22 protein-coding genes are annotated in these 24,517 nt (G+C 57.1%); 14 read left to right on the plus strand and 8 right to left on the minus strand.

Annotated elements, in window-relative coordinates; translation table 11 throughout:
• Nucleotides 1-313: 313 nt before the first annotated feature.
• The 4 genes from hslO to N7V53_RS20525 form a co-directional block, all read right to left on the minus strand.
• Complete coding sequence (gene hslO / locus N7V53_RS20510; protein ID WP_054802627.1) at nt 314-1,192, minus strand: Hsp33 family molecular chaperone HslO; 879 nt, start codon at nt 1,190-1,192, stop codon at nt 314-316.
• A gap of 24 nt (nt 1,193-1,216) precedes the next feature.
• Nucleotides 1,217-1,618 carry a ribosome-associated heat shock protein Hsp15 gene (gene hslR, locus N7V53_RS20515; protein WP_042717416.1) on the minus strand — a complete coding sequence of 134 codons (402 nt, stop codon included), beginning with the start codon at nt 1,616-1,618 and terminating at the stop codon, nt 1,217-1,219.
• Nucleotides 1,618-2,295: a GMP/IMP nucleotidase gene (yrfG, locus tag N7V53_RS20520; RefSeq protein ID WP_279794730.1), complete on the minus strand. Its 678-nt coding sequence runs from the start codon at nt 2,293-2,295 to the stop codon at nt 1,618-1,620. Before yrfG ends, hslR begins: the two co-directional genes overlap by 1 nt.
• A 66-nt stretch (nt 2,296-2,361) precedes the next feature.
• Nucleotides 2,362-4,497 (minus strand): intracellular growth attenuator family protein, encoded by a 2,136-nt coding sequence (locus N7V53_RS20525; RefSeq protein ID WP_279794731.1) that lies wholly within the window; start codon nt 4,495-4,497, stop codon nt 2,362-2,364.
• Nucleotides 4,498-4,814: 317 nt separating this feature from the next.
• On the opposite strand from N7V53_RS20525, the gene nudE reads away from it, so the two are divergent.
• Nucleotides 4,815-5,375: an ADP compounds hydrolase NudE gene (nudE, locus tag N7V53_RS20530; RefSeq protein WP_279794732.1), complete on the plus strand. Its 561-nt coding sequence runs from the start codon at nt 4,815-4,817 to the stop codon at nt 5,373-5,375.
• A gap of 67 nt (nt 5,376-5,442) precedes the next feature.
• On the opposite strand, the gene mrcA is transcribed toward nudE, so the two are convergent.
• A complete protein-coding gene (gene mrcA, locus N7V53_RS20535) occupies nt 5,443-7,995 on the minus strand; it encodes a peptidoglycan glycosyltransferase/peptidoglycan DD-transpeptidase MrcA (protein WP_023482037.1) in 2,553 nt (850 codons plus the stop codon).
• Nucleotides 7,996-8,114: 119 nt separating this feature from the next.
• On the opposite strand from mrcA, the gene N7V53_RS20540 reads away from it, so the two are divergent.
• The 12 genes from N7V53_RS20540 (at nt 8,115) to trpS (ending at nt 18,201) form a co-directional block, all read left to right on the plus strand.
• Nucleotides 8,115-8,900 carry a DNA utilization protein HofM gene (locus N7V53_RS20540; protein ID WP_279794733.1) on the plus strand — a complete coding sequence of 262 codons (786 nt, stop codon included), beginning with the start codon at nt 8,115-8,117 and terminating at the stop codon, nt 8,898-8,900.
• Nucleotides 8,900-9,439, plus strand: a complete 540-nt coding sequence (locus N7V53_RS20545) for a PilN domain-containing protein (protein ID WP_279794734.1) — start codon at nt 8,900-8,902, stop codon at nt 9,437-9,439. The genes N7V53_RS20540 and N7V53_RS20545 overlap by 1 nt, the downstream gene beginning before the upstream one ends.
• Nucleotides 9,423-9,884 carry a hypothetical protein gene (locus N7V53_RS20550; protein ID WP_279794735.1) on the plus strand — a complete coding sequence of 154 codons (462 nt, stop codon included), beginning with the start codon at nt 9,423-9,425 and terminating at the stop codon, nt 9,882-9,884. The genes N7V53_RS20545 and N7V53_RS20550 overlap by 17 nt, the downstream gene beginning before the upstream one ends.
• Nucleotides 9,874-10,221 carry a HofP DNA utilization family protein gene (locus N7V53_RS20555; protein WP_023482051.1) on the plus strand — a complete coding sequence of 116 codons (348 nt, stop codon included), beginning with the start codon at nt 9,874-9,876 and terminating at the stop codon, nt 10,219-10,221. Before N7V53_RS20550 ends, N7V53_RS20555 begins: the two co-directional genes overlap by 11 nt.
• Entirely contained in the window at nt 10,187-11,422 is a 1,236-nt protein-coding gene (gene hofQ / locus N7V53_RS20560) for a DNA uptake porin HofQ (protein ID WP_279794737.1), read from the plus strand. The genes N7V53_RS20555 and hofQ overlap by 35 nt, the downstream gene beginning before the upstream one ends.
• A 286-nt stretch (nt 11,423-11,708) precedes the next feature.
• A complete protein-coding gene (gene aroK / locus N7V53_RS20565; RefSeq protein WP_002920267.1) occupies nt 11,709-12,230 on the plus strand; it encodes a shikimate kinase AroK in 522 nt (173 codons plus the stop codon).
• A 54-nt stretch (nt 12,231-12,284) separates the two neighbouring features.
• Nucleotides 12,285-13,373 (plus strand): 3-dehydroquinate synthase, encoded by a 1,089-nt coding sequence (gene aroB, locus N7V53_RS20570; protein ID WP_279794738.1) that lies wholly within the window; start codon nt 12,285-12,287, stop codon nt 13,371-13,373.
• Nucleotides 13,374-13,460: 87 nt separating this feature from the next.
• Nucleotides 13,461-14,822, plus strand: coding sequence for a cell division protein DamX (gene damX / locus N7V53_RS20575; RefSeq protein WP_279794739.1), 1,362 nt, complete (start codon nt 13,461-13,463; stop codon nt 14,820-14,822).
• 67 nt (nt 14,823-14,889) lie between these two features.
• The gene (gene dam / locus N7V53_RS20580) at nt 14,890-15,717 is read left to right on the plus strand and encodes an adenine-specific DNA-methyltransferase (RefSeq protein WP_023482009.1); all 828 of its coding nucleotides are present in this window, start codon (nt 14,890-14,892) and stop codon (nt 15,715-15,717) included.
• Between the two features lie 55 nt (nt 15,718-15,772).
• On the plus strand, nt 15,773-16,450 hold the full coding sequence (gene rpe, locus N7V53_RS20585; protein ID WP_023482084.1) for a ribulose-phosphate 3-epimerase: 678 nt from the start codon (nt 15,773-15,775) through the stop codon (nt 16,448-16,450).
• The gene (gene gph / locus N7V53_RS20590) at nt 16,443-17,204 is read left to right on the plus strand and encodes a phosphoglycolate phosphatase (RefSeq protein ID WP_279794741.1); all 762 of its coding nucleotides are present in this window, start codon (nt 16,443-16,445) and stop codon (nt 17,202-17,204) included. Before rpe ends, gph begins: the two co-directional genes overlap by 8 nt.
• Nucleotides 17,197-18,201: a tryptophan--tRNA ligase gene (gene trpS / locus N7V53_RS20595; protein ID WP_042717438.1), complete on the plus strand. Its 1,005-nt coding sequence runs from the start codon at nt 17,197-17,199 to the stop codon at nt 18,199-18,201. Before gph ends, trpS begins: the two co-directional genes overlap by 8 nt.
• Nucleotides 18,202-18,554: 353 nt before the next feature.
• Here trpS and cysG read toward each other — a convergent pair whose 3' ends face one another.
• The 3 genes from cysG to nirB form a co-directional block, all read right to left on the minus strand.
• Entirely contained in the window at nt 18,555-19,919 is a 1,365-nt protein-coding gene (cysG, locus tag N7V53_RS20600) for a siroheme synthase CysG (protein WP_279794742.1), read from the minus strand.
• Between the two features lie 123 nt (nt 19,920-20,042).
• Nucleotides 20,043-20,369, minus strand: coding sequence for a nitrite reductase small subunit NirD (nirD, locus tag N7V53_RS20605; RefSeq protein ID WP_279794743.1), 327 nt, complete (start codon nt 20,367-20,369; stop codon nt 20,043-20,045).
• Nucleotides 20,366-22,909 (minus strand): nitrite reductase large subunit NirB, encoded by a 2,544-nt coding sequence (nirB, locus tag N7V53_RS20610; protein WP_279794745.1) that lies wholly within the window; start codon nt 22,907-22,909, stop codon nt 20,366-20,368. Before nirB ends, nirD begins: the two co-directional genes overlap by 4 nt.
• Before the next feature lie 240 nt (nt 22,910-23,149).
• On the opposite strand from nirB, the gene N7V53_RS20615 reads away from it, so the two are divergent.
• The gene (locus N7V53_RS20615) at nt 23,150-24,448 is read left to right on the plus strand and encodes a cytosine deaminase (RefSeq protein ID WP_279794746.1); all 1,299 of its coding nucleotides are present in this window, start codon (nt 23,150-23,152) and stop codon (nt 24,446-24,448) included.
• The last annotated feature ends 69 nt before the right edge of the window (nt 24,449-24,517 follow it).

Below are 24,517 nucleotides of genomic sequence, written 5' to 3' on the forward strand. Positions count from 1 at the left end.
GTACTGCCTGAAAGTGTAGGGGTGATTCTTTGCCGCAACCGGGACGAGGTTCATAGATTTACCTGGCTCAAAGCCCAGTCTGACGAAAACGCTGTGATTGAGGTCACTTAACGGCACGGATTATGCCAAAATTTATTACATTCATCGGGGAAATGTTCTTAAAACGGCGTGGGATGGCATTTTTAACCTTTGCTTTGTGACTGTAATCGCTTTCATGAAAGAGAATTACGTAACACTTACAGGCAGGATTTTAACGGAAACGTGATCGGCGAGACAAAAACGCCGCCCTGAAGGCGGCGATTAATAACTGCTATCAATGAACCTGGGGGTCAGCAGGGGAGGCGTTATTGCGGATTTCCGCAATATCCATCGCATTGAAGAGGTAGTGGTTGCCGCAATAATCGCAGTGCATATCGATTTCGCCCTCTTCGGCGAGGATGCTGTCCACTTCTTCATCCGGCAGGGTTTTCAGCGCGCCTGCGCAACGCTCGCGCGAGCAGGTGCACTTGAACTCAACATCCTGCGGATCGTAAAGGGTGACCTCTTCTTCATGATAGAGACGCCACAGCACTTCATTCGCCGGCAGGGTAAAGAGCTCTTCCGCTTTGACGGTTTCCGTCAGTACGGCCAGGTGCTCAAAGTCTTCAGCCTGGGTATCCTGCGCCGGCAGCACCTGCAGCAGCATACCGCCTGCCGCTGGTTGGCCTTCGACATCACCGGTGCGAATGAACAAGCGCGTCGGCAGCTGTTCGGAGCGCTGGAAGTAATCTTCCAGGCATTCGGCCAGCGTTTCGCCTTCGAGGCCAACCACGCCCTGGTAGCGCTCGCCCTCTTCCGGTGTAATGGTAATCACCAGATAACCGTTACCCACCAGCGTTTTCAGGCTTGCATCGTCAGCGATCTCGCCCTGTACGCGCGCGACGCCGCGCATCTGCTGACGGTTGTTGCCGTTGATCACCGCAAGGCTCATCGGACCATCGCCCTGCACCTGAACGGTAATGTCGCCAGCAAACTTCAGCGTTGCGGTCAGCAGGCTGGTGGCGACCAGCAACTCGCCGAGCAGGTTTTTCACCGGCAGCGGGTAGTTGTGGTTTTCCAGCACCTCTTTCCAGGTGTTGGAGACGGTTACCAGCTCGCCGCGCACGGCATAGTTTTCAAAAAGGTAGCGGTGTAATTGGTCTTGATTGGCCATGTTTTTCTCTCTTGCGGGTGCGCGTTACTCGCTGCCACCGGATTTAAATTTCATCAGATCGCGGCGCTCCTTCTTATCCGGGCGGCGATCGGGGTGCGGCATGGTCAGCGCATTGAGCTTGCGGGCCTGCGCCATTTTTTCGCGTTTCTCAATGCTCTCGGCCGTCTCTTCATACAGTTCAACGGCTTCGCTTGCCGGACGGCGCTGATCGGTAATCCTTTTTACGATCACGGTTCGCTCATCATTGCCCTGACGCAGGGTCAGGGTGGCGTTCAGCTCGACGACTTTACTCGGCTTGCTGCGTTGCCCGTTGTAGTGCACCTTTCCGCCGTCGATCATCTCGCGGGCAAAGGCGCGGGTTTTATAAAAACGCGCTGCCCAGAGCCATTTATCCAGGCGGACCTCTTGCGCAGGCTGCTGTTTCATTACATCTCCTTTAGAAGCGAGGGGAGTAAGCGGCGGTAGTCGTTCATGGCCGGATGGCGCAAATAGCGCTTATCCGCCAACCCGGAGTCTGGATTGGCGACGCCGAGACAGTAGCGAATACCAAATGTCGCGGCGGCATCAAGAATCGGCTCGCTGTCATCAATGAACAGCGTTCGCGCGGGATCAAGGCCGGTATGAGTGGCGACAGCCTGCCACAAGCGCTGATCCTCTTTCGGATAACCAAATGTATGGGTGGAAAGTAATAAATCAAGGTGCGACGCCAGACCCGTGTGCTCAAGCTTCACCGCCAGGTTATGCGGGTGCGCGTTGGTCAGCAAAATGCGGCGCTTGCCGCTTTTTTTCAACGCATCAAGAAACGGAACCGTATCTTCACGCAGTACGGCGCGCGCCCCTTGCTGGGTAGTCATGGCGCAAATATCCAGCCCAAGCCGTTCGCTCCAGTAGTCCAGACAGTACCAGTTTAGCGTATGCTGCACGTCGTGATAGGCCTGGCTGATGGCGCTTTGCGCCTCTTGCGGCGTTAAACCCGCTTTCTCACCGTAGGTTTGCGGCACCAGCTGTTGCCAGAAATAGTTATCGAAGGCGAGATCGAGCAGCGTGCCGTCCATGTCCAGCAGAACGGTATCAACGTCCTGCCAGGCAATATCAATGTGCATGGGAAGGGCTCCAGCCAGAGAAAAATCTGCGCGAAAGGTTAACACAGCTCGCGCAGCAGATCGTTATCAGCCGAGGCTATCTTCGCTGGGGATGAGGCGCGGGTTCAGGCAGCTTTCGTAGTACTGCTGAATCTCTTCGATACGGGTGCGGTTACGCTGATAGCGGCGCAGTGCCAGCACGCCATTGTAGATGCTGGATAAGAGCATTGCAGCCAGCAGCAGGGTTGTGGCGGCATAGCGCCATAAACCGGCGGCATCCGGCATGCGGTGCAGGCTGATATGTTTGGTGCCGTTGGCATCGGTCACAAGGCTTGTGATGATCCCCTCAGCGTGGAACGGCGTCTGCATCAGCATCTGCGCCAGGCGCTGGAACTCGGCCCACTGCTCCTGCGCCGGGTAGTCGTAGAGCGCCATCGGCGGCCACGGCTGATCGACCAGTTCATTACCCTCTTCGCTGACAATTAAGAAGCCGCCCGGTGCCGGGCTATTGAGCGCCTGCGCCGCGCGCGTGGTTTCACGCATAATAAACGGCGCGGTCGAGGTGGTGACCAGGTTGTCGAGGGATTCTGCGCTCACCGGGCGCAGCAGAACGTTTACCCCGGTAAGCTTACCTTCGCTGGCACGTTTGGTCAGCGTCTCCCAATCCTTGCTGTTCCCGAGGTTGACCAGCGCATTTTTCAGACGCAGACACTCATCTTCAGCCGAGCAAAGCTCCTGAGTTTTCAGCACGATATCAGCGAAATCATCCAGCAGAACCATGCCGGATTTTTGAATGGCGGAGCGTAAAACCGGGCTGACGCGGGAATCCTCTTCCGTGGTCGGATGCAGCTGCTGGCTGACTGCCTGCGCCAGCGCGGTGGCTTTGGTCACAATATCCGATTCCGGCAGCGGCAGGGGAGGGGCGTTATTCCAGATAATCTGCGAGCAGTCGAACGGCGTGAACGGCGACGTCTGGCGCGAGGCCCAGTTGCCCTGCGTGTGAATATTACACATCCCGGTGCCGCTGATGCGCAGCGTATCGCCAATGCGCAAACCGGCGGCTTCAAGCTGATTGACGCTGCTGGCTTCAACAGTTTGCGCGCCTTTAATCCACGAAACGGTGAATTTGATCGGCATATCCAGCGGCACCCAGATGAGCAGCATCGCCAGCACCACCAGCGAGCCGAGCGCGATCACCGCGCTGCGCACCCAGTGCTGAAGCGGGAAATTTTTCACCTCGTCATGCAGTGACAAAAAGCGTCCCTGGCGCACGACGTGACGATCAAGATAGATATCGATATCGGTTTGCTGGCCCAAATCGCGGGTGATAAAGGGCTGCCAGTGTTTTGGATAAATCAGATCGATAATACCGAGCGAGATGTTGTTCATCTGCTCCTGATTATTTTCACCGAACAGCCCCCAGCGCTTTGGCGTCCCGCGCAGGCAGTGGATTTCGCGTAGCGTGTTCTTTGCTGGCGGCGCATAAAGCCCCCACAGCCCGGCCGCCAGCAGCAGCACGCCGCCGCCCGCCATCCACGGCACAAAGACTTCCGGCGACGCGAGGCAGAAGAAGAACATCAGGAATGAAGCACAAATCAGCAGCGCTTCGCGCATGCCGTCCGGGCGGTTCAGCGTATGTTCATAGGGGCTTTCGCGGCGAATATTGAGCAGTTCAATCTGTTCACTCTCTTCACCGCGGATCGCCGAATGGGTTGAACCAATATGCTGTAGTTCGCTGCCGCGCTCTTCATACATATATTCGCTAAGCGTGTGCCCATTGAGAGCAATCACCAGCGGCATGGAGTCGGTGCGAATCAGCTCAACATTATTCTCATCATTAATGTATTGCTCCCACGATGGCGGGAGATGGACCTCAACGGAGTCCAGGTAGTAGCGCCATTTATTCGGCGCGTCGGTAGTGATGCCGTAGCGCGTGATGGGATGAGCGACAAACAGCACCGTATTACTGTGTGCTGTAAGTTTAATCGGGACAGGAGCGGCAGTCGCGCCGGTCGGGCCAGGGGTATTTTGGGTACGGGAAAGCGATTCCAGGTAGCGTTCGACGGCGTCGCGCTCTTCTGGAGTCAATTTGCGAGCCGTCGCGCCGGAGAATGCCGGTAAATAAGGCAGTCGGTATCGACGTTGCGACCTGTACCTGTAAATCCATCCGGCGAGGAATGCGCAGGCCAGCATAGCAGCTAAAAAAATCAAAATGGTGCTCATGCTTTCCCCATCTTACTTTTTCAAACAGGTGTAGTCAGTTGCACCCTTCCCGTAAATATCTAATGTGGTTGGCCGCGATAAGCAAGAAATTAACTTGAGTATTTTTAAGCGCATACCATCGTTGGGAAGAATAGCAAAAGCACCCTGGCGGGAATATCAGCAAATTCTTAGTTTTATTTCAAGCTATTGACTTTTTAGTGAAAATGCGAATTGATTTCAGATAGGTTGCAAGAATGTAAATAAGCGGCAAAGGAGATTGCCCAGGGCGTGCGTAGTGTCGCACAATAACGAAAGTTTCTCTGCAAAGACCGATAATAATGAGCAAATCATTGCAAAAACCCACCATTCTCAACGTCAAAACCGTGGCTTCATCACGACTTTTTAACGTCGAAAGCGTGGATCTGGAATTTAGCAACGGTGTGCGTCGGGTCTATGAACGCATGCGTCCCTCTAATCGTGAAGCGGTAATGATTGTGCCGATCATCGACGATCACCTGATTCTGATCCGTGAATATGCGGTCGGCACCGAATCCTACGAACTGGGCTTCTCCAAAGGTCTGATCGACGAGGGTGAAAATATATATGAAGCGGCCAACCGCGAGCTAAAGGAAGAGGTTGGATTTGGCGCGAACGAGCTCACTTTTCTGAAGAAACTGAGCATGGCGCCCTCCTACTTCTCCAGCAAAATGAATATCCTGGTGGCGGAAAGTCTCTATCCGGAATCTCTGCCGGGGGATGAGCCTGAGCCGCTGCCGCAGGTGCGCTGGCCGTTAAAGCATTTAATGGACCTGCTTGAAGATCCCGATTTTCACGAAGCCCGCAATGTCAGCGCGCTCTTCTTAGTGCGTGAGTGGCTCAAAGGGCAGGGGCGGCTTTAACCGCAGCAATCAATAAAAGAAAAGGGCGCGAAAGCGCCCTTTTTTATATCTCTGTCCAGCGGCTGCGTTAAAACAGCTCGTGCGTCTCGCCATTATCGATAAGCGTGGTGCCCGCTTCATGAACCGCCTGCTGAGTCGGCTGCGTTCCTTCGATAAAGTACTCCTGACGACTGCTACCGCCGTTGGCTAACTGCCCGGTGCTGCGGTCAATATTGACCGTCACCACGCCCGGCGGCGGCGTAAGCGGATCTTCCGGAACGCCTTCCAGCACCGCTTTCATATAAGCATCCCACGCCGGCTGGGCACTCTTCGCGCCACCTTCATAGCCGGAGATCTGATCCTTAATCGCGCCGGAAGCACTGGTGCGGCCGAGGTTGCGGCGGTGATCGTCAAAACCAATCCATACCGATGTCACCACGCCCGGACCGTAACCTGAGAACCAGGCATCTTTCGAGCTGTTGGTGGTGCCGGTTTTGCCGCCGATATCATTGCGCTTGAGATCGCGACCCGCGCGCCAGCCGGTACCTTGCCAGCCCGGTTCACCAAAGACGTTACTGTTCAGCGCGCTCTTGATCAGGAAGGAGAGCGGCGTACTGATGACGTGCGGCGCATACTCTTCCGCACCGGTGCGTTCAACCAGCGCCTGGTTTGCCTGCTCCAGCTGCGGCATCGGGACGGCAGGGTTTTGCTGCTCCTGCGAGGTCGCGACGTTTTCCATATCCTTGTTTTCCAGCACGTTCGACTTCGGCGTTTCGCCGTAAATCACCGGAATATCGCAACTGGCGCAGGCGACTTTCGGACGCGCTTCAAACAGCTTATCACCCTGAACATTCTCGATTTTGCTGATGAAGTAGGGATCAACCAGGAAGCCGCCGTTGGCCATCACCGCATAACCGCGAGCCACCTGCAGCGGAGTAAAGGAGGCAGAGCCGAGTGCTAAGGATTCGGTATGCACAATGTTCTGCGCCGGGAAACCGAAACGCTGCAGATACTCCGCCGCGTAATCAACGCCCATCGCACGCATCGCGCGTACCATCACCACGTTTTTCGATTGCCCCAGACCCTGGCGCAGACGGATCGGCCCGGCATACTCATCCGGCGAGTTCTTCGGCCGCCAGTCGGAGCCCGCGCCCGCATCCCAGCGCGAAATCGGCGCATCGTTAAGGATGCTCGCCAGCGTCAGGCCTTTATCCATCGCAGCGGTATAAAGGAACGGTTTGATGTTCGAACCCACCTGGCGCAGCGCTTGTGTGGCGCGGTTGAACTTGCTCTGGTTGAAATCGAAACCGCCCACCAGCGCCATTACTGCGCCGTTATGCGGGTTGATCGACACCAGTGCCGAGTTGACGTCCGGCACCTGTCCCAGCCACCAGTTATCGCCAACCTGGCGAACCCAAATCTGCTGACCCACCTGAACGGCATCGGTTACTTTGCGCGGCGTCGGGCCCTGCTGCGTATCCGAGCGGTAAGGGCGCGCCCAGCGGACACCTTCCATCTTCAGCGAGACCGTTGAACCGTCCGCCAGCATTGCGGTCGCTTCCTGCGGGTTTGCACTGGTGACAACGGCAGGCGAGAGCGGTCCGTAAGTTGGCAGCGCTTTCAGAGAGTCCGTGATCTTTTTACTCTCCCACGCCGCTTCGCCCACTTTCCACAGCACATTCGACGGCCCGCGATAGCCGTGACGCATGTCGTAATCCATCACGTTATTGCGCACCGCATCCTGCGCGGCCTGCTGCACTTTACGCGTGACGGTGGTGTAAACGCGGTAACCATCTTCGTAGGCTTTATCACCGTAGCGGCTCACCATCTCCTGGCGCACCATCTCAGAGAGATAGGGGGCAGAGAAGGCGATTTCCGGCGCATGGTAATTGGCATCGATAGCTTCGCTACGGGCTTCATCAGCCTGCTGCTCGCTGATATACCCTTCGCTCTGCATACGCGCCAGCACTACGTTACGTCGCGCGGTAGCACGTTCGAGAGAGTAGAGCGGGTTAAAGGTAGAGGGTGCTTTCGGCAGCCCGGCAATCACCGCGATTTCGCTTAAGGTGAGCTGGTCGACGCTTTTACCAAAGTAGACCTGCGCCGCTGCACCTACGCCGTAAGCGCGGTAGCCGAGATAAATTTTATTGAGGTAGAGCTCGAGAATTTCGTCTTTGCTCAGCAACTGCTCTATGCGGATCGCCAGGAACACCTCTTTGATTTTACGCATCATCGTGCGTTCCGGGCTTAAGAAGAAGTTACGCGCCAGCTGCTGCGTAATGGTACTTGCGCCCTGCGAGGCGTGGCCGGAGAAGAGCGCGACGCTGGCCGCACGGAAGATCCCGACCGGGTCGACGCCGTGATGCTCATAAAAGCGGCTGTCTTCCGTGGCGATAAAGGCTTTCACCATTACCGGCGGAATGTGATCCAGCGTCAACGGGATACGGCGCTTTTCACCGTACTGTGCGATCAGCTCGCCGTCGGCGCTATAGACCTGCATTGGAATCTGCAGCCGGACATCCTTCAGCGTGGCGACGTCAGGTAGCTGCGGCTCAATATATTTGTACAGACCGTAAATCGAGCCTGCTCCCAACAGAATGCAAAAGACTGCAAGGATGAATAAATACTTTACGAACTTCACTGGAGATTTCCCATTTAGAGTCACTTGGGCAGTTTATAAACAACCGCGCGGTAGTATAAAGGCAAGCCTTGAGCATTGATATAGCGTCCACCAGCGAGACGATAAGGAGATCGTAATTTATGACATTCAGGCATTGGCAAATTGGTGTGCATATTCAACAGGATGGCGTCTTTATCGTGGCGCTTTCCGCCGGGCGTTACGGGCGGGCGCTGCGCCGCTGGTGGCACCTTCCGCTACCCAGTGGCGCGGTGGTTCAGGGGCGCATTAAAGCACCGGAGCAGTTGCTTGATGCTCTGCGCCCCTGGCGTCATGCTTTGCCGCAGCGCCACTGCGCGCGTATCGCTTTTCCTGCCGGACAAACCCTACAGCGAAGGTTGCCGCGCCCGGCGGTGACGCTGCGTGAACCTGCGCTAACCAGCTGGGTTTCACAGGCGATGGCGCGCGAGCTGGAGATGGCGCAAAGCGATCTCTGCTTCGACTTCACCGAGGATGAGCCCGCCAGAAGCTACGGCGTGACCGCCGCGCAGAACCGGGATATCGCCGCTCTGCTGGAGATCGCGCAGCAGCTTTCACTCCACCTCTCCTCTATCACGCCCGATGCCTGCGCTCTTCAGCCGTTGCTGCCCTCATTAGCGGCACCGGCGCGCTGTCTCGCCTGGTGCGATGAGCGCCAGTGGTTGTGGGCGACAAAAGAGAGCTGGGGGCGGCGAGCGCGCGAAGAGGCGGAAAATGTTGCGCAGCTTGGCGCGCTGCTCGCGCTTCCCCGGGATGAGATTATCCAGTGCGGCGAAGGTGTGGGGGAGTTCGATTGCTGGAGCGCGGTGCCGTCGCGCCAGCCGCCGCTACCGGATGCAAGCCAGCGCTATGCCGTTGCGCTGGGGCTGGCGATCGCCAGGGGGTACTAATGCGCCCTGTGGTCAATTTTATGCCGTGGCGACAGCTGCAGCGGCGGCGCTGTTTGCGCTTCTGGGCGGTGGCAGCGGTGTTAAGCGTGCTGAGCCTGTCGTTGGGCGGGACGCTATGGCATGCGCAGCACGCTCAGGCCAGGCGTAGCGGTACGCTCTGGCTGGCGGCGGATCGGGCACTGCTGGCGGCGCTGCATGCACAAGAAGAGCCGCTCCGTCTGCGGCACCAGCGGTGGCAGCAGGCACAGGAGAAAGCGCGTCGGCGGCAGATAACAACCGCCTGGCGGAAAACGCTGCTAACGCTAGCGGCCGCGTTACCGGAAAACGCCTGGCTGACAGAGCTGCGCTGGCGACAGAACCAGCTTGAAATCCACGGGCTGGCGCGCGCCGTCAGCGCGCTGCGCGAGTTCGAACCGCAATTGCAAAAGATGGCGGGGTTTCATCTTCTGCCGATGGGAAGCGCTTCGCGTGATGGGCAGGGGCTGTGGCGATTTACCTATCAGCTGAGCCGGGGGCAGATCGATGGCGCTAAACCCTGACGTCTGGCTCGCGCTTTCGCCGCGCGTGCGGGCGATCTGCTGGCTGGCCGCAACGCTTATCGGCGTGCTGCTTATCGGGTGGTTCGCCATCCGACCGCTGAATCAGGCGCAACGCCTTACACTCCGCCAGCAGAGCGTGCTCCAGCCGCAATTACAGGCCGAGTGGCGAAAGCTTCGCGCGCTGGCACCGCCTGAAGAGCAAAACGGTCTCACAGAGGTACGCCGTTTTAGCCCGCTCGACTTTCACGGCCAGTCGCGGCAACTGTTGCGCTGGCAGCCGATGCAGGGCGGCGGTGAACTGGTGCTGGAAAGCCGCTGGCCGCAGGCCGTGGAGACTTTTTCACTGCTGGCGGAGCGCGGTATGCAGATCCCGGCATTTTCCCTCTCCGCCAGCGAAAAAGGGCTGCGTTTTACACTGCAACTGGAGCATGACGATGATGGTTAAACGCCTGCTTTTTACCTTCGGGATCGTCACTGTGCTGTGCGGCATGCGCGATCCTTTTCAGCCTCCACCGGATCGCTGCCAGCTTGCGCAGCTCCGTGCGTGGCAACTGTACGGCGTTATTGAAAGCGGGCAGCGGCTGGCCATCATCCGCGATGCGGCAGGACGCTGGCACCGGGTAGGCGTGGGCGACACGCTTTCACCCGGCTGGCGTGTTACCGCCATCGAAACAGATGAGACAGAGATAGCAACAGGGAAGGCGTGCGCCCCCTCAACATGGCGCTGGAAACGAAAAGGAACTCAGGATGAGAAAATGGATAGCGAGCGTCGTGCTCTTTAGTCTGCCGCTGGCCTTTGTCAAAGCTACGCCTCTGGTGACGATGAGCGTAGACGAGGTGCCGGTCGCGCAGGTGCTGCAGGCGCTGGCGACGCTGGAAAAACAGAATATTGTTATCCCGCCGGAGGTGAGCGGTGTCGTCTCTCTTAGCCTGAAGGAAGTGCCCTGGTTACAGGCGATGCAGACCGTCGCGGCCAGCGCAGGGTTAACTCTGAACCAACAGGGCGCTATCTGGCAGGTGCATACCGCATCGTGGCAGCAGCAGAAGCAGGCAGAACGGGAGGCGGAGCAGGCACGGCGTAAAAAAAGTGCACCAACGCTGACGCGCGGCATTGTGTTACGCCACGCGAACGCCGCTGAACTGGCAAAAGCCGCAGAGAAACTCATCAGTGACCAGGGAAGCATCACCGTTGATGTACGCCTTAACCGCTTACTGGTACGTGATAATAAAGAGAGCCTTGCCGCGCTGGAAAAGTGGGTCGCGCAGATGGATCTGCCTGTTGAGCAGGTTGAACTGGCGGCCTGGATCGTCACTATTAATGAAAAAAGCCTGCGCGAGCTTGGCGTGAAGTGGGGGCTCGGGCAGGAGCCTGCCGCCACGCGCGGGCAGGTGAGTACTCTGGCGGCAGATCACAGCGTTGCCAGCGCCACAACGCGCATCGGCTTTAATATCGGCAGCATCAATGCGCGTCTTCTCGAGCTTGAGCTTTCCGCGCTGGAACAAAAGCAGCAGCTGGAGATTATCGCCAGCCCGCGCCTGCTGGCCTCACATTTGCAGCCCGCAAGCATCAAGCAGGGGAGTGAAATTCCTTACCAGGTGGCGAATGGGGAGAGCGGCAATACGGCGGTTGAGTTTAAAGAGGCGGTGCTGGGCATGGAAGTGACCCCAACGGTGCTTCCCGATGGGCGGGTTCGCCTGAAGCTGCGCATCAGCCAGAATATGCCCGGCCAGGTACTGCAACAGGCCGGAGGCGAAGCGCTGGCGATTGATAAGCAGGAGATTGAAACCGTGGTAGAGGTGAAAAGCGGCGAAACGCTGGCATTGGGTGGCATCTTCTCGCAAAAGAAGCGTAACGGCAGAGCCCAGGTTCCGGGTCTTGGCGCTATTCCCGGCTTCGGTCGTCTGTTTCGTCAGGAGGCAAAAGAGGGAGATCGCCGCGAACTGGTGGTCTTTATTACCCCCAGGCTGGCAGCGGTACATTAAATCTGCCGTAACGCCCCTTTTTCGCCGTAACTTGGCCCAGGTGTTTGACGTGGGAGATGATTTAGCTTACAAGGAGTACCGATTTGAGTGTCAGCGGTCTCCGTATAATAAAGGGCGGTAAGAGGGATAACGTGTTTATTCAGTTGCCAAACAAGCCGGAGTACTGAGATAATTTTCGATCTGACTCTCGCACTATCGCATATGAGGTTTCAGTTCATGTCCTGCTACGCCGTACTTTTGCGAAGCGGGTTTATCATCAACGAATAGTCTTAGTAGTACCGAAAAAATGGCAGAGAAACGCAATATCTTTCTGGTTGGGCCTATGGGTGCCGGCAAAAGCACTATTGGGCGTCAGTTAGCTCAACAACTCAATATGGAATTTTACGATTCTGATCAAGAGATTGAGAAACGAACCGGAGCTGATGTGGGCTGGGTCTTCGATGTTGAAGGTGAAGAAGGTTTCCGCGATCGCGAGGAAAAGATCATCAATGAGCTGACGGAGAAGCAGGGCATCGTTCTGGCGACCGGCGGCGGCTCTGTGAAATCCCGCGAAACCCGTAATCGTCTCTCCGCCCGCGGTGTAGTGGTGTATCTGGAAACCACTATCGAGAAGCAACTGGCACGTACTCAACGTGATAAAAAACGTCCCCTGCTGCAGGTGGACGCGCCGCCGCGTGAAGTGTTGGAAGCGCTGGCCGACGAACGCAATCCGCTTTACGAAGAGATTGCCGACGTGACCATTCGTACTGACGATCAGAGCGCGAAAGTGGTGGCGAACCAGATTATTCATATGCTGGAAAGCAACTAAATCAGGCTTAATAGACGGCCTGTAGGTTTAAGCAACTAAGGTGGATGTCGCGTCATGGAGAGGATCACCGTTACTCTCGGGGAACGTAGTTACCCTATCACCATCGCGGCTGGTTTGTTTAACGACCCAGCTTCCTTCGCGCCCCTGAAGTCTGGTGATCAGGTTATGCTGGTCACCAACGAAACCCTGGCACCGCTCTACCTTGATAAGGTACGTAGCGTGCTGGAACAGGCAGGCGTTAATGTCGATAGCGTGATCCTGCCTGACGGCGAGCAGTACAAAAGCCTGGCGGTGATGGACACGGTGTTCACCGCACTGTTGCAAAAACCTCATGGGCGCGATACCACACTGGTCGCGCTCGGCGGCGGCGTAATCGGCGATTTGACCGGTTTTGCTGCGGCCAGCTATCAGCGCGGCGTGCGCTTTATCCAGGTGCCGACCACGCTCCTTTCTCAGGTTGACTCCTCCGTTGGCGGTAAAACGGCGGTAAACCACCCCCTTGGCAAAAACATGATTGGCGCGTTCTATCAGCCCGCGTCCGTTGTGGTCGATCTCGACTGCCTGGCAACCCTACCTGCCCGTGAACTCTCCTCCGGTCTTGCGGAAGTGATCAAATACGGCATTATTCTCGACGGCGCGTTCTTTAGTTGGCTGGAAGAGAATATGGACGCTCTGCTGCGCCTTGATGGCGCGGCGCTGGCTTACTGTATCCGTCGCTGCTGCGAACTGAAAGCGGAGGTCGTTGCCGCCGATGAGCGCGAACACGGCTTACGTGCTTTACTCAATCTTGGACATACTTTCGGCCATGCGATTGAGGCGGAGATGGGCTACGGTAACTGGCTACACGGCGAAGCCGTCGCTGCCGGGATGGTGATGGCGGCACACGCGTCAGAACGCCTCGGGCAGTTTAGCGCAGCAGATACACAGCGCATCAAAGCGTTGTTAAAACGCGCCGGTTTACCTGTTGAGGGTCCGCGTGAAATGGCGGCGCAGGCTTACCTGCCGCACATGATGCGCGATAAAAAAGTGTTAGCGGGAGAGCTGCGTTTAGTGCTTCCGCTGGCCATAGGGAAGAGTGAAGTTCGCGGCGGAGTGTCGCACGACGTAGTACTTAGCGCTATTGCTGATTGCCAGCAGGCGTAACGATAAGAAAGGTCTGTTCACGCGCTGCGTGGCGTTTAACTTCGGGCGGTATGCATCAGTGGCATACGCCTTTGTGTGGGGTGTTAAATGGATGAATTCAAACCAGAAGACGAGCTGAAACCCGATCCCAGCGATCGTCGTACTGGTCGTTCTCGTCAATCTTCCGAGCGTGTCGATGAGCCGCAGATCAACTTTGATGAGGTTGATGTTGATGCCGACGATCGCCGTCCTGCGCGTTCGCGCCGGGTGCGTGATGAGCGCGAAGAAGAGAGCTATCAAGAAGATGAAGCCGCTCTGGACGAGGAGCCGCAGGAGCGTCGCCCGCGTAAGCGTAAGAAAGCCGCTGCCGCTGCGAAGCCAGCGTCCCGCCAGTATGTGATGATGGGCGTCGGTATTCTGGTGTTACTGCTGCTGATTATCGGCATCGGCTCTGCGCTGAAATCCCCCGCGCCTGCAAACAACGAACAAAATACGTCGGGCGAGAAAAATATCGATCTCGGCGCGACGAACAACACTGCCGGTAACAGCGGCAACGCCGCCGATCAGGCAAATGGCGCACAGCCCGCACCGGGCGCGGCGCCGTCTCAGGCACAGAACGCAGGCAGCGCACCGGCTCAGCAGGATGTGACGCTGCCGCCGATCTCCTCGACACCGTCGCAGGGCCAGCCATCCGCTACGCCGGAAGGGCAAAATCGTGTAGAAGTGCAGGGCGATCTTAACAGCGCACTGTCGCAGCCGCAGAGCCAGACACAGCTTGATAGCGCGGCCAGTTCGACGCTGCCGACCGAACCGGCAACGGTTGCACCGATTCATAACGGCAATGGCAACAGCAATTCCAACGCCGCGCGTACTCAGCAGCAGCCTGCAGCGGGCGAAAGCCACGCCACGGCGCCGCGTAACGAACGCAAGCAGATGGTGATTGAGCCGAAGCCAGCCGCCAAAACGCCGGTAGCGAAAAGCGAGCCGAAAGCGGAGTCCCGCCCGGTTGCTCAGCCGCCGAAGCGCACGGAAAGCACCGCTTCTGCGCCAGTGAAAGCGCCTGCTGCAACGTCGACAGCCACACCGTCAACGTCAACGGCCGCATCCACACCGGCTCAGCCGAAAACCACGGCTCCGGCGGCGAGCGCAAGCAGCGCACCTGCTGCCAGCGGCACGGCCTCTACCGGCAATGTCGGTGCGCTGAAATCGGCTCCGGGCAACCACTACACCCTGCAGCTGAGCAGTTCATCGAACTACAACAACCTCAATGCGTGGGCGAAGAAAGAGAACCTGAAAAACTTCGTCGTCTACCAGACAACGCGTAACGGTCAGCCGTGGTATGTGCTGGTGAGCGGCGTCTATGCCTCGAAGGATGATGCTAAACGCGCCGTTTCCGCGCTGCCAGCGGATGTGCAGGCGAAAAACCCGTGGGCGAAGCCGCTGCATCAGGTTCAGGCCGATCTTAAGTAATGTGTAAAGCGCAGGATGCTGTCGGAGCTTTCTCCACAGCCGGAGAGAGTGTAAGTAATCAGTCAGCATGAAAAAGAATCGCGCTTTTCTAAAATGGGCAGGGGGAAAATACCCCCTGCTCGACGATATCGGTAGGCACTTGCCCAAGGGAGAGTGCCTTATCGAGCCTTTCGTTGGCGCGGGCTCGGTGTTTCTCAACACCTCCTACTCCCGCTATATCCTTGCAGATATCAACAGCGACTTAATCAGCCTCTATAACATCGTTAAAGAGCGCCCTGATGAGTATGTTCACCACGCGCGCGCGCTGTTTGTGCCCGCGGTGAACCAGTCCGAAGTCTATTACCAGCTGCGTCAGGAGTTTAACCAGTGCCAGGAGCCGTTCCGGCGCGCGCTGCTGTTTTTATACCTTAACCGGCATGGCTACAATGGTCTGTGTCGTTACAACCTGCGCGGGGAGTTTAACGTGCCGTTCGGGCGCTATAAAAAGCCCTACTTCCCGGAAGCGGAGTTGTACCACTTTGCAGAAAAAGCGCAGAATGCCTTCTTTTACTGCGAATCTTACGCCGAGAGTATGGCGCGCGCGGATGCGAACTCGGTGGTCTATTGCGATCCGCCCTATGCGCCGCTCTCTGCGACAGCCAACTTTACGGCGTACCATACCAATAGCTTTACCCTTGAGCAGCAGGCTCATCTTGCCGCGATTGCGGAGAGCTTGGTGCAGAACCGAATCCCGGTATTGATTTCCAACCATGACACGCTGCTGACGCGTGAATGGTACAGTCAGGCGAAATTGCACGTGGTGAAAGTGCGACGCAGTATCAGCAGTAATGGCGGGACGCGTAAAAAAGTGGATGAGCTGCTGGCGCTCTATCGCCCGGCTCCCGCGCCTCGCTAACCCTGCGTTCACCGCGCCGCCGCCTGCCGAAACCTACTTTCTCAAGGAGATGCGGATGAAACAGTATTTAATTGCCCCTTCGATTCTGTCGGCTGACTTTGCTCGCCTGGGCGAAGACACCGCCAGCGTACTGGCCGCGGGCGGCGACGTTGTCCATTTCGACGTGATGGACAACCACTACGTACCGAACCTGACCATCGGCCCGATGGTGCTGAAAGCGCTGCGCAACTACGGCATCACCGCGCCTATCGATGTGCACCTGATGGTGAAACCGGTCGACCGCCTGGTGCCGGACTTCGCCGAAGCCGGGGCAAGCATTATCACCTTTCATCCTGAAGCTTCTGAACATATCGACCGCACGCTACAACTGATCAAAGAGCATGGCTGCAAAGCGGGGCTGGTGTTTAACCCGGCGACGCCGCTGAGCTATCTGGATCATGTTATGGACAAGCTGGATGTGATCCTGCTGATGTCCGTTAACCCCGGTTTTGGCGGTCAATCCTTCATTCCCCATACGCTCGACAAGCTGCGCGAAGTGCGTCGTCGCATCGACGCGTCCGGCCTTGATATCCGTCTCGAAGTGGACGGCGGCGTGAAAGCGAGCAATATCGGCGAGATCGCGGCAGCCGGCGCAGATATGTTTGTGGCGGGCTCGGCGATCTTCAATCAGCCGGATTACAAACAGGTTATTGATGAAATGCGTAGCGAACTGGCGAAGGTAAGTCATGGATAAATTGCAGTCGATTCGGGGTGTCGCGTTCGATCTCGACGGCACATTAGTGGACAGCGCGCCGGGGCTCACCGCCGCCGTAGACAGCGCGCTGTATGCCCTTGAGCTGCCGCAGGCTGGCGAAGCGCGCGTGATTACCTGGATTGGTAACGGTGCCGATGTGTTGATGGAGCGCGCCTTCAACTGGGCTCGCCAGGAGCGTGCTATTCAGCGCGCCTCGCAGGGCAAGCCCGATATTGATACCGGCGATGTGCCGCAGGCCGAGCAGATCGCTATGCTGCGTAAGCTCTTCAATCGCTACTACGAAGAGACCGTGGAGGAGGGCAGCTTCCTGTTCCCGGACGTGGCGCAAACTCTTGCGGCGCTGCACGAAAAAGGGCTGCCGCTGGCGCTGGTGACCAATAAGCCGACGCCGTTTGTTGCGCCGCTGCTGGAAGCGCTGGAGATTGCCCACTACTTCACTTTTGTCGTCGGTGGTGATGATGTGGTGAATAAGAAGCCGCATCCGGAGCCGCTGCTGCTGGTGTGCGACAAGCTGTCGATTCAGCCCCATGAGTTACTCTTCGTTGGCGATTCCCGCAACGATATCCGCGCCGCGCAGGCGGCAGGCAGCGTCTCCGTTGGCCTGACCTACGGCTACAACTATGGTGAAGCGATTACCCTAAGCGAGCCGGACTATGTCTTCGACCGCTTTAACGATTTACTGCCCGCGCTCGGGCTCCCGCTCAGTGAACATCAGGAAATGAAAAATGACTAAGCCCATCGTTTTTAGTGGCGCACAGCCCTCAGGTGAATTGACCATTGGCAACTACATGGGTGCGCTGCGTCAGTGGGTGAACATGCAGGACGACTATCACTGTATCTACTGCATCGTTGACCTGCATGCCATTACCGCGCGTCAGGATCCGGAGAAGCTGCGCAAGGCGACGCTGGATACGCTGGCGCTCTACCTGGCGTGCGGTATTGATCCGCAGAAAAGCACGATCTTTGTGCAGTCCCACGTTCCTGAGCATGCCCAGCTGGGTTGGGCGCTGAACTGCTACACCTACTTCGGCGAGCTGAGCCGTATGACGCAGTTCAAAGATAAATCCGCACGCTATTCAGAAAACATCAACGCTGGCCTGTTTGACTATCCGGTGCTGATGGCGGCAGACATTCTGCTTTACCAGACCAACCAGGTGCCGGTCGGCGAAGACCAGAAGCAGCATCTGGAGCTGAGCCGTGATATCGCCCAGCGCTTTAACGCCATTTATGGCGATGTGTTTAAAGTGCCTGAGCCGTTTATTCCGAAATCCGGTGCGCGCGTAATGTCGCTGCTGGAGCCGACGAAGAAGATGTCCAAGTCGGACGATAACCGCAACAACGTGATTGGCCTGCTGGAAGATCCGAAGTCGGTAGTGAAGAAGATCAAACGCGCCGTGACCGACTCCGACGAGCCGCCGGTTGTACGTTACGATGTGGCAAACAAAGCGGGCGTCTCTAACCTGCTCGATATCCTCTCCGCCGTGAACGGCCAGAGTATCGCCGAGCTGGAGCAGCATTTCGAAGGTAAGATGTATGGCCATTTGAAAGGCGAAGTGGCGGACGCGGTTTCCGGCATGCTGACCGAGTTGCAGGAGCGTTACCATCGCTATCGCAATGATGAAGCTTTCCTGCAGCAGATCATGCGCGAAGGCGCGGAAAAAGCGAGCGCGCACGCTTCAGAAACCCTGAAGAAGGTGTACGAAGCGATTGGTTTTGTCGCGAAGCCGTAAGCAGAATAAGCTCGGTTTTGTAGGCCTGATAAGCGCAGCGCCATCAGGCATTGTGTCAGGCGCTGACTGCCGGATGGCGGCATAAATGCCTTATCCGGCCTACGTTTAGCGCGTTTTGTAGGCCTGATAAGCGCAGCGCCATCAGGCATTATGCCGGGCGCTGATTGCCGGATGGCGGCATAAATGCCTTATCCGGCCTACGTTTAGCGCGTTTTTGTAGGCCTGATAAGCGCAGCGCCATCAGGCATTGTGCGTGGCGCTGTTTGCCGGATGGCGGCGTAACCGCCATATCCGGCCTACGGTTTAGCGCATTTTGTAGGCCTGATAAGCGTAGCGCCATCAGGCATTGTCTCTCAGAACCACTTCAACTTATCGCGTAACGCGACAACCCTGCCGACGATAATCAACGACGGGCTTTTCACCTGCTGCGCCAGCTCGCCAAGCTGCGACAACGTGCCGCTCACCACCCGCTGCTGCACCGATGTGCCATTTTCCACCAGCGCAACCGGCATATCCGCCTGCATACCATGCGCGATCAATTGCTCCTGAATCGCCGCCGCCTGATTCAATCCCATATAGAACACCAGCGTCTGCTTCTCTGCCGCCAGGTTAGCCCAGTCCAGCTCGCCGCCGGTTTTCAGGTGGCCCGTGACCAGCCGCACGCTCTGGGCGTAATCCCGGTGAGTCAACGGAATGCCGGAGTAAGCCGAACAGCCGGAAGCCGCAGTAATACCCGGTACTACCGAGAAGGGAATGCCCGCATGGCAGAGCGTTTCCAGTTCTTCGCCGCCGCGCCCAAAAATAAAGGGATCGCCGCCTTTTAACCGCACCACGCGCTTCCCACTTTGCGCCTCGCGCAGCAGGATCTGATTGATCTCCTCCTGCTGCACGCAGTGATAGCCCGCCCGTTTACCGACAAACACGCGGTCGGCATCGCGGCGCACCAGATTCATGATCTCATCGGAGACCAGACGGTCATACACCACCACATCCGCCTGCTGGATTTGCTGTAAGCCTTTCAGCGTCAACAGCCCGGCATCGCCAGGCCCGGCACCCACCAGCACCACTTCACCGCGGTTATCCAGCGGCTCGTTCAGCATCTGCTCGGTGATGCTCTCCACGGCGGCCATATTCTGATTGGCCAGCGATTGTGCCAGCCGATCGTTAACGAACAGCTTCTCCCAGAAACGACGGCGCTCGCTCATGGTGGCGAAATGGCGTTTTACGCGGCCGCGCAGTTGCCCGGCAAACTTCGCCACGTGCCCAAGATGTTGCGGCAGCAGTGACTCCAGCTTCTCGCGCAGCAAACGCGCCAGCACCGGCGATGTGCCGCCGGAGGAGATCGCCACCATCAGCGGCGAACGGTCGATGATCGACGGCATGATAAAGCTCGCTTCTTTCGGCGCATCAACCACATTGCAGAAGATGCGGCGAGCTTCTGCCGCGTCGCTGACCCGCTGGTTCACCGCGTCGTTATCAGTGGCGGCAATTGCCAGCCAGCACTCATCCAGCAGCGTTTCGCTAAACTCGCCTTCGACCAGCGTCAGCATGCCTTCTGCGGCCCAGGCGGTAAATTGAGGAATAAAGGTGAGGGCATTGACGGTGAGCTGCGCGCCCGCATCAAGCAACAGACGCGCTTTGCGCTCCGCGACGTCGCCGCCGCCGACCAGCAGACAGGCGCGTCCCCGTAATTGACAGAAAATTGGCAGGTGATCCACGACATTACCCCGGAATTGTAGTTATAGGCTGAAGCGGGCGCCGCGCGGCGAGAACCGCGGGCGCTGAGCATGAGCCGTAGCATAACAGCAAGCTGTCGCTACGGCCGTTGAGAGGGCAGGGGATTATGCTTTGATCTGCACCTCACCATCCTTCACTCGTGCTTCAAAATGGGCAACTGAGCGGCTTTCATCTTCCATGCAGAGGCCATCGCGCAGACGGAAGCGCTGTTTTTTTAGCGGGCTGGCAACCCAAAGTTCACCCTGATGTTCGGCGATAATGCCGCGAGAGAGCACGCTCGACTGGAAAAAGGGATCGATATTGCTGATGGCGTAAACCTGGTCATCGTGGCGCGGGCGGAAAATCGCCACCTGCTCATCATTGACCAGCGCGCAGACGCCGGTTGCCGGGACGATATCATCGATATTGCAAACGCTGTTCCACTGGCTCATGCGTTCTCCTCCACTAACATCACCGGAATACGTTCATAGGGTGTCGCCGGGCGATGCTGAGCGCGCTCCGGAACCACCTGCACGTTCGGGTCGCGGCGATCGCTGTTGATAAAGTGTTTGAAGCGCGTTTGCGCCGCCGGGTTGTTGACGGTTTCCGTCCATTCGCAAATCACCGCTTCGCGCAGGCGGGTCATCTCTGCTTCCAGCTGTGCATCAAAGCCCAGTTTGTCGTCGATGATGACGCTGCGCAGATAGTTGATGCCGCCTTCCATCCCCTCAAGCCAGGAGGCGGTGCGGGTCAGTTTGTCGGCGGTGCGAATGTAGAACATCATAAAGCGGTCGAGGTAACGCAGCAGGGTTTCGCGATCGAGGTCCGCCGCCAGCAGATCCGCATGGCGCGGTTTCATGCCGCCGTTACCGCACACATAGAGGTTCCAGCCTTTTTCCGTGGCGATAATCCCGACATCTTTCCCCTGCGCTTCCGCACATTCACGGGTACAGCCGGAGACGCCGAACTTCATTTTGTGCGGAGTACGGATGCCTTTGTAACGGTTTTCCAGCTCGACGCCGAAACCGACGCTGTCGCCGACGCCATAGCGGCACCAGGTCGAGCCGACGCAGGTTTTCGCCATACGCAGCGCTTTGGCGTAGGCGTGACCGGTTTCGAACCCGGCATTGATTAACTGACGCCAGATTTCCGGCAGATCGTCTTTTTGCGCGCCGAACAGGCCGATACGCTGCGAGCCGGTAATTTTGGTATAGAGATTGAATTCCCGTGCGATGCGGCCCACTTCCATCAGCCCTTCCGGCGTGATTTCACCGCCCGCAGAGCGCGGAATAACGGAGTAGGTGCCATCTTTCTGGATATTGGCGAGGAAGTTGTCGTTGGTATCCTGCAACGGCGTGTGCTGTGGTTTCAGGATGTACTCGTTCCAGCAGGAAGCAAGCAGCGAGCCGACGGTCGGTTTACACACTTCACAGCCGTAGCCGGTACCGTATTTCGCCAGCAGTTCGTCGAAGGTTTTAATCCCTTCCACCTGGATGAGATGGAACAGCTCCTGGCGGGAGTAGGCGAAGTGTTCACACAGGTTATTGGTGATTTCGATACCCTGTTTCGCCAGTTCGGCGTTCAGCACCTGGGTAACCAGCGGAATACAACCGCCGCAGCCGGTTCCGGCTTTGGTTTCCGCTTTCAGTGCGGCCACGGTGTGGCAGCCTTTGTTGATAGCGGTAATCAGGTCGCCTTTGGTGACGTCGAAGCAGGAGCAGATTTGCGCGCTGTCCGGCAGCTTATCGACGCCAATTGAGGGTTTACCGCTGCTGGCATGCGCCGGCAGGATCAACGCATCGGGGTTTTCCGGCAGTTCGATGGCGTTGAGCACCAATTGCAGCAGGTTGCCGTAATCGCTGGTGTCGCCAACCAGTACCGCGCCGAGCAGAGTTTTGTTATCCGGGCTGACAATCAGGCGCTTATAGACTTCTTTGCTTTCGTCGAGGTAGACATAGCTGCGCGCGCCCGCTGTGCGGCCGTGCGCATCACCGATACCGCCAACATCCACGCCGAGCAGTTTCAGCTTGGCGCTAAGATCCGCGCCTTGAAACGCGTTTTGTGTGCCGAGAATATGGTCAACCGTCACCTGCGCCATTTTGTAGCCTGGCGCGACCAGACCGTAAACGCGGTTGTTCCAGCTGGCGCACTCGCCGATGGCATAAATATTGGGATCGGAGGTCTGGCAGCAGTCGTTGATCATGATGCCGCCGCGCGGGGCAACTTCAAGCCCGCACTGGGTCGCCAGCTTGTCGCGTGGACGGATGCCGGTGGAGAAGACAATAAAGTCCACTTCCAGCTCACTGCCGTCGGCGAAGCGCATGGTTTTGCGCGCCTCAACGCCCTCCTGCACGATCTCTTTGGTATTTTTGCTGGTGTGCACGCGCACGCCCATGCTTTCGATTTTACGTCTTAACTGTTCGCCGCCCATCTGATCGAGCTGTTCTGCCATCAGCATCGGGGCGAATTCGATAACGTGGGTTTCGACGCCTAAGTTTTTCAGCGCGCCTGCGGCTTCCAGACCCAGCAGGCCGCCGCCAACCACCGCGCCACGGCGGCTACGACGCGCGCATGACTCAATGGCATTCAAATCTTCAATGGTGCGATAAACAAAACAGTCCTGGGTTTCAGACCCTTTGATCGGCGGGATCCACGGGTAAGATCCGGTGGCCATGATCAGCTTATCGTAATAGACCGTGCGGCCCGCGCTGGAGTGGATCACTTTTTCCTGGCGGTTGATGGTGATGGCGCGTTCGCCAACCAGCACTTTGACGCCATGTTTTTCGTAGAAGCCTTCGCGTACCAGCGACAGCTCTTCGGCTGTATGGTGGGAAAAATAGGATGACAGGTGGACGCGGTCGTAGGCTTTACGCGGCTCTTCACAGAATACGGTAATGTCGAACTGGCTGGCGTCGGCTTTGTCGAGAAGGTCCTCGATAAAGCGGTGGCCGACCATGCCGTTACCGATGATAGCGAGTTTGACTTTGCTCATTTTTGCCTCGATTTCTTTTTTACTACCTCCTACCTTAACGATTCAGCTTGCACGGTTATTGATGTATATCAATTACACCTTAGCCTACTCCTTAATGAGTATATTGCTGATTTTTCATGGTTTTTATAAGTATTGGATATCATTCATATTTATATGTTGAGGAATTTCTATACTGAAAGTGACGTTTTTTAGCACGAGGTTAGCTACGACATATCTGAGGGAGAAAGAGGAGGTAATGCGATGTCAGCAACACCACTATGGTTAGTGCAGAATGTGCACTTACCCGATCGCGAAGGAGTCTGGCAAATTGCCATTGAGAATGGGCGATTTGGCGAGATTACGCCGATGGGCGACGCCCAGAGCGAGACACTTGACGTGCTTGATGCCGGTGGCGGTTTAGCGCTGCCGCCGTTCGTCGAACCGCATATTCACCTGGACACCACGCAAACGGCTGGCGATCCCCGCTGGAACGAGTCCGGTACGCTGTTCGAAGGGATCGAGTGCTGGGCCGAACGTAAAGCGCAGCTCTGCCATCAGGACGTGAAAAAGCGCGCCTGGCAGACGTTGAAATGGCAAATGGCCAACGGTGTGCAGCATGTGCGCACCCACATTGATGTTTCCGATCCGCTGTTAACGGCGCTGAAAGCGATGCTGGAGGTCAAAGAGGAGGTCGCGCCGTGGATCGATCTACAAATTGTCGCCTTTCCACAGGAGGGCATTCTCTCCTACCCGAACGGTGCGGCGCTGTTAGAAAAAGCGCTTCAGCTGGGTGCCGATGTGGTCGGTGCGATTCCGCATTTTGAGTACACGCGTGAATATGGCATTGAATCACTCAATATTGCTTTCGACCTGGCGCGTGAGTATGAGCGCCCGCTGGATATCCACTGCGATGAGATTGATGATGAGCAGTCGCGCTTTGTTGAGACCGTCGCCGCGCTGGCGCTCGAAATGGAGATGGGCTCGCGCGTTACCGCCAGCCACACTACTGCCATGCACTCCTACAATGGTGCGTATACATCCCGTCTTTTCCGCCTGCTGCAACGTTCCGGCATCAATTTTGTGGCCAACCCGCTGGTCAATATTCATCTTCAAGGACGCTTTGATGACTACCCGAAACGGCGTGGCGTGACGCGGGTGAAAGAGTTGATGGCGGCAGGAATGAATGTCTGCTTCGGTCACGATGATGTGTTCGATCCCTGGTATCCGCTCGGCACCGGCAATATGTTGCAGGTGCTGCATATGGGTCTGCATGTTTGTCAGTTAATGGGGTATTCGCAGATTGAGCAGGGGCTGCAACTCATCACCCATAACAGCGCGAAAACGCTGGGATTGAAAGAGTACGGCATTGCGCCAGGTCTGCCTGCCAATATGATCATTCTGCCGGTTGAAAATGGCTTTGAAGCGGTGCGTTGCCAGTCTCCGGTGCGCTGGTCAATTCGTCACGGACGCATTATTGCCAGCACGCAACCCGCGCAGAGCTGGGTACGGATGGAGGAGGGATGCGAAGAGGTGCATTTTAATCGGATGCCGCAAGCGTAGCGGCGTGCCAGGCCGTTAAGACGCACGAATTTGGCGGTCTGGCGTTACATCTGTTACCAAATACGTAAA

The organism is Kosakonia sp. HypNH10, assembly GCF_029850615.1.
Classification (GTDB): Bacteria; Pseudomonadota; Gammaproteobacteria; order Enterobacterales; family Enterobacteriaceae; genus Kosakonia; species Kosakonia cowanii.

What these genes read in the sequence shown, in the direction of transcription:
- hslO (WP_054802627.1), bottom strand. Translation starts at nt 1,192, where the DNA reads ATGGCCAATCAAGACCAATTACACCGCTACCTTTTTGAAAACTATGCC.
- hslR (WP_042717416.1), bottom strand. Translation starts at nt 1,618, where the DNA reads ATGAAACAGCAGCCTGCGCAAGAGGTCCGCCTGGATAAATGGCTCTGG.
- yrfG (WP_279794730.1), bottom strand. Translation starts at nt 2,295, where the DNA reads ATGCACATTGATATTGCCTGGCAGGACGTTGATACCGTTCTGCTGGAC.
- N7V53_RS20525 (WP_279794731.1), bottom strand. Translation starts at nt 4,497, where the DNA reads ATGAGCACCATTTTGATTTTTTTAGCTGCTATGCTGGCCTGCGCATTC.
- nudE (WP_279794732.1), top strand. Translation starts at nt 4,815, where the DNA reads ATGAGCAAATCATTGCAAAAACCCACCATTCTCAACGTCAAAACCGTG.
- N7V53_RS20540 (WP_279794733.1), top strand. Translation starts at nt 8,115, where the DNA reads ATGACATTCAGGCATTGGCAAATTGGTGTGCATATTCAACAGGATGGC.
- N7V53_RS20545 (WP_279794734.1), top strand. Translation starts at nt 8,900, where the DNA reads ATGCGCCCTGTGGTCAATTTTATGCCGTGGCGACAGCTGCAGCGGCGG.
- N7V53_RS20550 (WP_279794735.1), top strand. Translation starts at nt 9,423, where the DNA reads ATGGCGCTAAACCCTGACGTCTGGCTCGCGCTTTCGCCGCGCGTGCGG.
- N7V53_RS20555 (WP_023482051.1), top strand. Translation starts at nt 9,874, where the DNA reads ATGATGGTTAAACGCCTGCTTTTTACCTTCGGGATCGTCACTGTGCTG.
- hofQ (WP_279794737.1), top strand. Translation starts at nt 10,187, where the DNA reads ATGAGAAAATGGATAGCGAGCGTCGTGCTCTTTAGTCTGCCGCTGGCC.
- aroK (WP_002920267.1), top strand. Translation starts at nt 11,709, where the DNA reads ATGGCAGAGAAACGCAATATCTTTCTGGTTGGGCCTATGGGTGCCGGC.
- aroB (WP_279794738.1), top strand. Translation starts at nt 12,285, where the DNA reads ATGGAGAGGATCACCGTTACTCTCGGGGAACGTAGTTACCCTATCACC.
- damX (WP_279794739.1), top strand. Translation starts at nt 13,461, where the DNA reads ATGGATGAATTCAAACCAGAAGACGAGCTGAAACCCGATCCCAGCGAT.
- dam (WP_023482009.1), top strand. Translation starts at nt 14,890, where the DNA reads ATGAAAAAGAATCGCGCTTTTCTAAAATGGGCAGGGGGAAAATACCCC.
- rpe (WP_023482084.1), top strand. Translation starts at nt 15,773, where the DNA reads ATGAAACAGTATTTAATTGCCCCTTCGATTCTGTCGGCTGACTTTGCT.
- gph (WP_279794741.1), top strand. Translation starts at nt 16,443, where the DNA reads ATGGATAAATTGCAGTCGATTCGGGGTGTCGCGTTCGATCTCGACGGC.
- trpS (WP_042717438.1), top strand. Translation starts at nt 17,197, where the DNA reads ATGACTAAGCCCATCGTTTTTAGTGGCGCACAGCCCTCAGGTGAATTG.
- nirD (WP_279794743.1), bottom strand. Translation starts at nt 20,369, where the DNA reads ATGAGCCAGTGGAACAGCGTTTGCAATATCGATGATATCGTCCCGGCA.
- nirB (WP_279794745.1), bottom strand. Translation starts at nt 22,909, where the DNA reads ATGAGCAAAGTCAAACTCGCTATCATCGGTAACGGCATGGTCGGCCAC.
- N7V53_RS20615 (WP_279794746.1), top strand. Translation starts at nt 23,150, where the DNA reads ATGTCAGCAACACCACTATGGTTAGTGCAGAATGTGCACTTACCCGAT.